Source organism: Streptomyces sp. FH025, assembly GCF_017427025.1.
Lineage (GTDB): Bacteria > Actinomycetota > Actinomycetes > Streptomycetales > Streptomycetaceae > Kitasatospora.
The window spans coordinates 1-7935 of sequence record NZ_JAFLNG010000348.1 but is presented as its reverse complement, the minus strand read 5'-3'; the positions used below and the strand labels follow the sequence as shown (position 1 = coordinate 7935).

At 71.8% G+C, this 7935-nt stretch carries 7 protein-coding genes; 2 read left to right on the top strand and 5 right to left on the bottom strand.

Features of this window, described 5'->3' with window-relative positions; all coding sequences use genetic code 11:
* The 4 genes from J0670_RS23135 to J0670_RS23115 all read right to left on the bottom strand — a co-directional run.
* Window positions 1–616, bottom strand: a 616-nt coding sequence (locus J0670_RS23135; RefSeq protein WP_374223149.1) for a relaxase/mobilization nuclease domain-containing protein, incomplete at its 3' end; no start/stop codon positions are given.
* Window positions 613–1035 (bottom strand): MobC family plasmid mobilization relaxosome protein, encoded by a 423-nt coding sequence (locus J0670_RS40340; RefSeq protein WP_207813567.1) that lies wholly within the window; start codon window positions 1033–1035, stop codon window positions 613–615. The genes J0670_RS23135 and J0670_RS40340, both read right to left, overlap by 4 nt.
* 179 nt (window positions 1036–1214) lie before the next feature.
* Window positions 1215–1439: a hypothetical protein gene (locus J0670_RS23125; RefSeq protein ID WP_207813566.1), complete on the bottom strand. Its 225-nt coding sequence runs from the start codon at window positions 1437–1439 to the stop codon at window positions 1215–1217.
* 623 nt (window positions 1440–2062) lie between these two features.
* Entirely contained in the window at window positions 2063–2905 is an 843-nt protein-coding gene (locus J0670_RS23115; protein ID WP_207813565.1) for a helix-turn-helix domain-containing protein, read from the bottom strand.
* A 211-nt stretch (window positions 2906–3116) separates the two neighbouring features.
* On the opposite strand from J0670_RS23115, the gene J0670_RS23110 reads away from it, so the two are divergent.
* Together J0670_RS23110 and J0670_RS23105 are read left to right on the top strand one after the other, a co-directional pair.
* Entirely contained in the window at window positions 3117–4619 is a 1503-nt protein-coding gene (locus tag J0670_RS23110) for an MFS transporter (protein WP_243437388.1), read from the top strand.
* 319 nt (window positions 4620–4938) lie between these two features.
* A complete protein-coding gene (locus tag J0670_RS23105; protein ID WP_207813563.1) occupies window positions 4939–5844 on the top strand; it encodes a ribosome-inactivating family protein in 906 nt (301 codons plus the stop codon).
* 392 nt (window positions 5845–6236) lie between these two features.
* On the opposite strand, the gene J0670_RS23100 is transcribed toward J0670_RS23105, so the two are convergent.
* On the bottom strand, window positions 6237–7820 hold the full coding sequence (locus J0670_RS23100; protein WP_207813562.1) for an AMP-binding protein: 1584 nt from the start codon (window positions 7818–7820) through the stop codon (window positions 6237–6239).
* Window positions 7821–7935 lie beyond the last annotated feature (115 nt).

The following is a 7935-nucleotide window of genomic DNA, read 5'->3' as shown; positions in this document are numbered from 1 at the left end:
GCGCAGGGTTTCGCGTGGGGTTTCGCGTGGGGGGGTCGGTGCGGCCGGTTCGTTCGGCCTTGAAGTGCTCCTGGCTGGTGGGGTTCTTGGCGGCGGTGCCGTCGCCGGGGTTGAGCTGGCGCAGGCCGTACTCCTTCTCGATGAGGCGGGCCTCGGCCTGGGCCTTGCGCTTGTCGAAGCTGAGGCCAGCGAGGCGGCCGTCCTGGCGGACCAGGGTGGCGGCGATGTGGATGTGGTCGTCGGCGTGGCGTACGGCGACCCAGCGGCAGGCGGCGGTGTCGCCTTCGGGGGCGACGCCGGTGGCGTGGGCGATGCGCCGGGCGATGGAAGCCCACTCGGCGTCGTCGAGGTGCCGGTCGCCAGGGGCGGCGCGCAGTGAGCAGTGCCAGATCCTGGTGGCCGGTGCCTGCTGGCCGAGTGCCTTGACGGGTTGGTCGAGCTGGTTGGCGAGTTTGGCGACCTGGTGCCGTTCGGGGTTGGGGCCCGGGTCGGGGGCGAAGTTGTTCCAGGAGGCGATGAGGTGCTGGTCGGTGTGCTCTTCGTGTTTGCCGGGGCCGAAGAGGTAGTCGATGAGGGGGAAGGCGCGATCGGTGCCGGTGCGGATTTTGGGGATCACCGGCGGATGAGCCAGTCGACGGCGTCGTCGACCGCGTCGATGGAGGCTTCGATGCGGGCCAGGAGGTGGCGGAGCTCGGTGCCCGGCTGGCCGCCGGCGTTCACGTAGTGGGCGAGCTGGTTGAGGTTGTTGCCCACGGCGCCGAGCTGGCGGTTGGACTCCATGAGTTCCTGGATGCCGCGCCGGTAGTCGGCGACGGCGGCACTGGGGTCGGTGCTGGTGACGGCGGCGAGGGTGGCGGCGGCGGAGAAGCCGCCCGGGGCGAGGTCGGCGTGGTCGGCGGCCTGTTGGACGGCGGCCCATTCGGGTTCGCTGAAGCGCAGGCTGACGCAGGTGCGGCGCCGGGTGGCGTGGCGGGGACGGCGGCGGCGCGAGGTGGCGCGGGCGGCGGCTGGCGCGCTCTCCTGTTCTGTCGGCACCCCTGGGCCGGCTCCCTGGTCGGCGGCGGGCCCCCCTGGGTCTGCCGCCGGCCGGGGTGCCGCCGACCCGTTCGGGGCGGTGGCGGCGTAAGCATGGCTTACCCCACAACTTGCTCCGCCAGGAGCCCGATCGCGGTCACGCTCCGGTCCCAGCGTGGTGCCGTCCCGGTCGGAGGCGGTCACCGGCTGGCCTCGGTATCGCGCTGGCGGATGTCGAGGAGGAGCTTCTCAATGAAGTCGAGGGCAAGGACGGGGTGGTGGAGGGTCCAGGGGCGGGAGTGCCGGTCTCGCAGGACGCTTCGGGCGCCGTCCGGGCCGGTCTCGACGTGGTGGAGGTGGCCTCGCTGGGTGAGGACAGCGAGCCAGGAGTCCGCCTCGGCCCAGGTGGCGGGGGTGGTGCGCATGGTGGGGTGCTCCCGTTCGGCGGTGGTTCGGGCGGGTGACCGCCGGGGCGACCTCGTCGGTCACCCCGGCGGTCAGGTGTCGGTCAGTTCCGGTCGGCGGTGACCAGCTGGCCATGCTGGGCGCGGAGCTGGGCCATCAGCTGGGTCAGGGTGTCGCTGGAGAGGGGGATCTGCTGACCTCGGATCGCCTCGGCGACCACCTTGCGGGTCAGTTTGTCTTCCTTGCTGACCGCCTGCCGTGCGATCTTCAGCAGGTCCTCGGTGTCCAGGTCAGTGCGGCGGTCACTGTCTCGGTCAGTGACCGCCGCAGCGGTGACCGGGGTCGTGACCGGCCGATCGGTGGCCTCGGCGAGGCTGACCTGTGAGGCGGTGACCGGCGGTCGGTCAGTGACCGGCCAGATGACACCCTCGACGAATGGGGGGTCGCCCAGCGGGCGGCCTTCGCCCGCGAACTGCGCGGGGCCGGATCCGCGGGCCCCGAGGCCGACGCCGCCGAACTACTGACCATCATCAACGGCCTGCTCCTGGAACAACTCGCGCTGCCCACCGACGACTTCGAGACCGCCGGCTGCGACCGGCCGTCGAGCGTTTCTTCCCGGTGGGCTGAACCCCGGGTCGCGGGCTCAGCGTTCCGCCGCGGCCTTCTTCAGTGCCTCGTGGGTGGGCGAGCCCTCGGCCGCGGTCAGGACGACGAGCTCGAGACCGTCTGTGCCGGGGATGACGTAGGCGGTGTAGTCCAGGTCGAGCCGTCCTGCCTGCGGGTGGCGGAATCCGTGGCTTCCGGTGGCCGGTCCGCGGACGTCGTGTTCCTCCCAGATCTCGGCGAACCGGCTGCTGTGCGCGGTCAGGTCGGCCACCAGCCGGCTGCCGCGTTCGTCGTGCGGATCGGCGGCCAGCGCGTGGCGCAGGCGGTGCACGTTGCCGCGCGCTGTCTTCTCCCAGTCCGCGAGGAGGCGGGGCGCCCGCGGGTCGCGGAACACGAACCATGCGAAGTTCCGCTGCTCGGAAGGGAGTTCGGCGTAGTCGAGGAGCAGCCAGGCCTCGGCGTCGTTCCAGGCGAGGATGTCGCGCATGGGGGTGACCACGTGCGCGGGCCATGGGGTGAGGGAGCCGAGGAGCCGCAGGGTCGCCTCCGGGACGTCCGGGACCGTGCGGACGGCCGGGCCGGCCTGGTGCGTCGGGCCGCCGGTGGCGAGGCGGTGGAGGTGCCGGCGGGCGTCGGCGTCGAGTTGCAGGGCCCCGGCGAGGGCGTCCAGGACCTCGGGGGAAGGGCGGCGTTGACGGCCCTGTTCAAGCCGGGTGTAGTACTCGGGGCTGATGCCGGCGAGGACGGCGACCTCGGCCCTGCGCAGTCCGTTCAACCGGCGGGTGCTGGTGCGGGGCAGGCCGGCGGCCTCCGGGGTCAGTCGGGCCCGGCGCGTGCGCAGGAAGTGGGCCAGTTCGGGGAGTGCCGCTGACGGTGCCATGCGTCGAGTATCCGGCTCCGCTCGCTGCCGGGGGTAGCCCTGCCAGGGCTACCCCCGGCGGTGCCTGCCCGCAGCGGTGTCTCGTCGCGGCGCGAGCCGCGGCTCAGACTGGCTGCCGCTGGTGCCGCACGACGCGGGCGGCCCTGGTCACCGACGGGCCTGATCTGCCGGGTCGGTGGGTCCACGCGTCCGTCGTCCCTGGAGCCCGCACATGCCCGCACGTCCCAGTGAACCGTCCCCGCCCGTTTCGGCCTCGCCCGCCTCGTCCTCGCCCACTTCGTCCTCGCTCTCTCCGTCCTCGCCCGCTTCGTCGTCGCCCGCTTCGTCCAGGTCCTCGACCGCTTCGTTCCTCCGGTACGCGCCCCTGGCGGTGCTGAGCGCCGCGGCGGGCCTGGACGCCGGTGGTGTCGCAGTGCTCAACAGTGCCCTGCCCTCGGTGAGCTCGCGGTTCGGTACGTCGGCGCAGAATCTGTCCTGGGCGGTGACCGGCTACGCGCTCGCGTTCGCCGGTCTGCTGCTGTGCGGCGGGGCCATGGCGGACCGGCTTCGGCGTCGGCGGGTGCTTGTCGGAGGCCTGGCGACGCTGGCGGCGGGCGCCGTGCTGGCGTTCACGGCGCCCGCATTCTGGGTGGTCGTGGTGGGACGGGTGCTGCAGGGAGCGGGGGCGGCGATCACCATGCCCGCAGCCACGGCCCTGCTGACCTCGGTGTACCCCAGCGGGCCGATGCGTTCACGCGCCCTGGGCGTCTTCTCCGCCGCGCAGGCGGGCTGCTACGGAGCCGGTCTGGTACTCGGGGGCGTGGTCACCAGCGCCTTCGGGTGGCGCTGGGTGTTCGCCCTGCAGGCCCTGGCGGCGGCCCTCACCGCTGCGGCCGCCGTCCGGTGGCTGCCCCTGGGCACACACCACCGCCGGGGCCCCCTGGGCCTGGCGGGGGCCGCCGCCCTGGTGACGGCGATCACCCTGACCGTCTTCAGCACGGACCTGGCCTCCCGCCCCGGCGACGGCCTGCCCGCGATCGCGGTGCTGGCGGCCGCTGCGGCCATCGCCTACGCGTGGTGGCGCCGCGGCCGCACCCGCGGCGGGGACGCGGTCCTGCTGGACCGGGACCTGCTGCGCACGCGCGGCGTGCGGACCGCGGCGGTGGTGGCCGGCGCGTTCTACTTCTGCGTCACCGGCTCGCTGTTCCTGCTGCCGCTCTACCTCCAGCAGGTGCGCGGCATGTCCCCGGCCTCCTCGGGCCTCGCGGTCCTTCCCGTCAGCCTGGCCGTCGCCGCCGCCGCGCTGGTCTCCGGGCGGCTGATGAAGACCCGCGGACCGCGCCCGCTCCTGGCATCGGGCATCCTGCTCACCGCCGGCGGCGTGCTGCTGTGGTGCACAGCGGGGGAACACAGCCCGTACGTCGGCCCGGTCCTGGCCGGCCTGGTCGTCACCGGCATCGGACAGGGCCTGGCCTTCCCCGCCATCACCGTCACCGGCCTGCGCGACGTGCCGCACCAGGCCCACGGCACCGCTTCGGCCGTCACGGCCACCGCCCTGCAGATCGGCAGCGGCATAGGCCCCACCGTCCTCGCCGGCATCGCCCAGGCCGTCGGCGCGGCGGAGGGCAACGACCTGTCACTGCGCGGCCATCACCTCGCCTACGCCGCGGCGGCCGGACTCCTGCTGCTCATCGGCCTCCCCGCCACGGCCCGTCTCACGAGGCGGGGCGACTGACATCGCCGCGCCGGGAGTCTCGGCTGCCCGGCGGACGAGGTGTCGGTGTGTTGCTCAGGGGTACCGGTGTGCTCCTCAGATGACGCTGGCCGCACCGCTCGACGAGGCGAGCATCGACGCACAGCGGTACCGGATCCCTCTCTGCGGCCGGGGACGGGGCCGGCCCGGCCCGTCGGCACGGGCGCCGCGATCGCCGCGTTGGCGGATCGTTGGCGAAAAATTGGCGGGGGTTGCGAGGGTGACGCACCAGAACTTGCCGTGCGCACGACGGAAATGGAGATCTCCGCACATGGTCGCAACCCCCCGCACCGGTGGCTACGTGAAGCGCCTGGTGGCGCTTCTGCTCTCGCTCGTGGCCTCGCTCTCCTTCGCCCAGGTGAAAGCCGCCCCGCCCGCCGAAGCCGCCACCAGCAGCTACTGGTCCATCATCCAGTGGGACATCACCGGGCTGGGCAACGGGAACAACCTGAACGCCGAACGCAACTACCGGGCCATGGTCAACCAGATCAGGACGCTCTCCGGGAGCACCATCGGAACCAACCTGATGCGGACCACCCAGGAAACCGAGCGCTACATCGAGATCAGGGTTGTCGACTTCAACGACACGGCCAACAACCACCGAGTCTCGCTCTACCTTCGCCTCGATAACCTCTACCTCGACGGTTTCACCATCGTGGGACACAACTACATGTTCAGCGACGCCCCGGCCTATCTCACGACCCGGTTCGGCAACTACTACCCGAACTCCAATGCCCTCTTCCAGCGGATGCCGTACTCCTCGCAGTACGGATCCCTCGCCAATGCCGACACCCGCGGCCGGCAGGAGTTCGACGGACCGCACTTCGGGGACGTCATTCGGACGCTCCAGGGTTTCAACCAGAACAACTGGTACGGCGCCCGCACCGCGCTCGCCGCCATCATCGGGGCAACCGCCGAAGCGGCCCGTTTCGGCTGGATCGAGAACCGGATCGCCAATTCGATAGGCTCCGGCGGGGAGTTCGACGGCACCGCCACCTACGACTACATCGGCGGTTTTGGAACCGACCTCCAGACCAACTGGGACGACCTGTCTGAAATCGTCTACCGGCAGCAGAACGGCTCCGGAAACATTCCGTCCGTCAACATCAACAACCGCGTTTACCGCAGCATCAGCGACATCGTCAATGGGGCAGGTCCGTCGACCCCGAGGATCGGCCCGTTCCTCACCCACGGCAGCGCCCGCTGACGTCCGCGCCGATCCGGTGAGTGACTGACGCGGTCTGCTGGATCTACCGCTGACTGATCGTTCTCAGGTCACCTGGTGACCTGAGAACGATCAGTCAGCTGCGCGTCGGCTGCGGGCGCCGGGTGACGTGCCGCGATGGTCGGCGAGGCCCATGGGAACATCACCCCTGCGCCCCTACTCCCTCCCGCACAACTGCACGCCCACAACGCTCCGAAGAACGACGACCCGACTGCGGGCCGGGGCGTACGAGATCACCCCGACGGCCGAATGACAGGTTCGCCGTCCGGATCGCCATCACCCCGACAGCCGGCGCGAAGGCCCGGGCGGGGACAGCGCGAGCGCGCCGCCCCCCGTACGAGGCCGTGCCACGACGGCTCGTGGTCCGTGTGGGCCTACGAGGTCGCCGGGGTGGCGAGGCGGCGGAGTTCCTTCTTGTCGGGCTTGCCGGTGTCGGTGAGGGGCAGCACGTCGACGAAGTCGATGACGTCGGGCACGTACATCTCGCCCCGGCCGTCGCGGACCAGGGTCCGCAGCTCCTGCGCCGTCACGTTCGCCCCGGGGTTGGGCACCACGGTGGCGTGAACGCGTTCGTGGCCGCCCTCGCCGCGCACCCCGAAGACGGCGCAGTGCCGTACGCCGGGGTGGGTGTGGAGGAAGTCCTCGAGTTCGGTGGTGTACACGTGGCCGCCGACGACGGCGATCATGTCCTTGATCCGGTCGACGACGGAGAGGTAGCCGCGTTCGTCGAGCCGGCCGAGGTCGCCGGTGTGCACCCAGCCGCCTCGCAGGACCTCGGCGGTCAGCTCCGGGTTCTTCCAGTAGCCCTCCATCGCGTTCTCGGACCGAACGCAGATCTCGCCGAGCTGCCCGGTTGGGAGCGCCCGGTCGTCCTCGTCGCGGATCTCCACCTCGACGCCGTCGACCAGCGGGCCGGCGGTGCGCAGCAGGTCGAGGCGGTCGGGGTCGTGCTCGGCGGCGGGCAGCACGCTGACGATGCCGGCCTCGAACTGGCCGTAGGCCTGCTGGAACACCCGGCCGAAGCGGCGGACCGCCTCGGCGATGCGCACCGGCGAGGAGGGCGTGCCCCCGTAGGTGATCTGCCGGAGGCTGGAGAGGTCGGTGGAGTCGGCGTCGGGGTGGTCCAGCACCTGGTAGAGCAGCGGGGGCAGCAGGAAGATGTCGGTGATGCGCTCGCGGGCGACGGTGGCCAAGATCTCGCCGGGGTCGAAGCCGTAGTGGAGCACGACCGTGCCTCCGGTGGCGAGGGTGCCGTCGGCGACGAATCCGGCCGCGTGCGACAGCGGCGTGCACACCAGGTCCCGCCGCTGCTCACCGGTGATCAGGGCGCCGAGCCAGTTGCCCTGCATCCGGGCGAAGGAGCTGCGGATGCCCTTGGGGTGGCCGGTGGTGCCGCCGGAGTGGCGGATGAAGCACAGGTCGTCCGGCCGGGCGGCACTGGCCAGTGGCTCGTCCGACTGGGGCGCGGCCAGGGCGAGCAGGTCGTCGCCCAACTCCGGTTCCCCGTCGCCGGTTTCTCCGAGGACCAGGACGTGCTTGACCGGCACCGCGGCCGCGAGGGCCGCACCGCGCTCGGCGAGGCGGGGGTCGATGATGAAGGCGTAGGTCTCGACGTCGGCCATGATCCGGGCCTGCACGTCGGTGCCCAGCCGGATGTACAGGTGGTTGAAGTGCGCGCCTAGCAGGTTGACGGCGTAGCGGACCGCGACGGTCTCCGGGATGTTGCCGCACAGCAGGGTCACGGTGCGTCCGCGCTCCACGCCCCGCTCGCGCAGCGCACGGGCGAGTCGGTAGACGAGGGAGCGGAACTCCGCGGCCCCGAGCCGTCGTTCGCCGCTGACCAGGACGGCCTGTCCCGGTTCGTCCACCAGTCCGTCGAGGACGATCTCCACGTAGTTGCGGAACTCGGGGTCGCCGTCGCCGGTGGGGTCGGCCGGGCGCGCCTCGGACGTGTTCATCACTGCTGGTCTCCTTGTGACGAGGAGGCACGCACCGCCCGGTTCGGGGGCGAATCGTGCGCGGAGGACTGTTTGCCCTCCGTCAACTACCCACGCCGGAGCGGGTCGTACGCGT

Excerpts from the sequence above, each read along its gene's own strand:
- J0670_RS23115 (WP_207813565.1), bottom strand. The coding sequence starts at position 2,905 with ATGGCACCGTCAGCGGCACTCCCCGAACTGGCCCACTTCCTGCGCACG.
- J0670_RS23110 (WP_243437388.1), top strand. The coding sequence starts at position 3,117 with ATGCCCGCACGTCCCAGTGAACCGTCCCCGCCCGTTTCGGCCTCGCCC.
- J0670_RS23100 (WP_207813562.1), bottom strand. The coding sequence starts at position 7,820 with ATGAACACGTCCGAGGCGCGCCCGGCCGACCCCACCGGCGACGGCGAC.
- J0670_RS23125 (WP_207813566.1), bottom strand. The coding sequence starts at position 1,439 with ATGCGCACCACCCCCGCCACCTGGGCCGAGGCGGACTCCTGGCTCGCT.